The organism is Pantoea sp. ANP04 (assembly GCF_041982285.1).
In the GTDB taxonomy this organism is placed as follows: domain Bacteria; phylum Pseudomonadota; class Gammaproteobacteria; order Enterobacterales; family Enterobacteriaceae; genus Pantoea; species Pantoea eucalypti.
On record NZ_JAUTYS010000166.1, the window covers coordinates 1 to 532 of the forward strand.

1 protein-coding gene is annotated in these 532 nt (G+C 67.5%); it reads left to right on the forward strand.

What is annotated here, in order from left to right; translation table 11 throughout:
- The coding region (locus Q7C21_RS22920; RefSeq protein ID WP_375151227.1) for a sigma-54 factor interaction domain-containing protein at window positions 1-532 on the forward strand (532 nt) is incomplete at both ends.

Genomic DNA, 532 nt, shown 5'->3' on the forward strand with positions numbered 1-532 from the left:
TATGTGGTGAAACCCTTCGATCCGCCCAAACTGATCGCACTAGTCGAGAGCGCGTTGCGCACCCAGGCCGACATCCGTTCGGCCGGCGGCGTCCAGCCGGTCCTCAATCCCGAGGACCACAAGGAGGGCATCGTCGGCACCTCCGCCGCCATGCAGCAGGTCTTCAAGGTCATCGGCCAGGTCGCCGCCAGCGACGTCACGGTGATGATCACCGGCGAGAGCGGCACGGGCAAGGAGCTGGTCGCGAAGGCCGTGCATGCCAACAGCAAGCGCGCGTCGCGTCCGTTCGTGACCGTGAACTGCGCGGCCATCTCCGAGACGCTGCTCGAGAGCGAGCTGTTCGGCCACGAGAAGGGCGCCTTCACCGGCGCCGTGGCGGACCGGGTCGGACGCTTCCAGCAGGCCGACAAGGGCACCCTGTTTCTCGATGAAGTGGGCGACATGCCCCTGGCCTTGCAGGCCAAGATCCTCCGCGCCCTGCAGGAACGCGTGATCGAGCCGGTGGGCGATCCCCGGGAGCGCAAGGTCGACG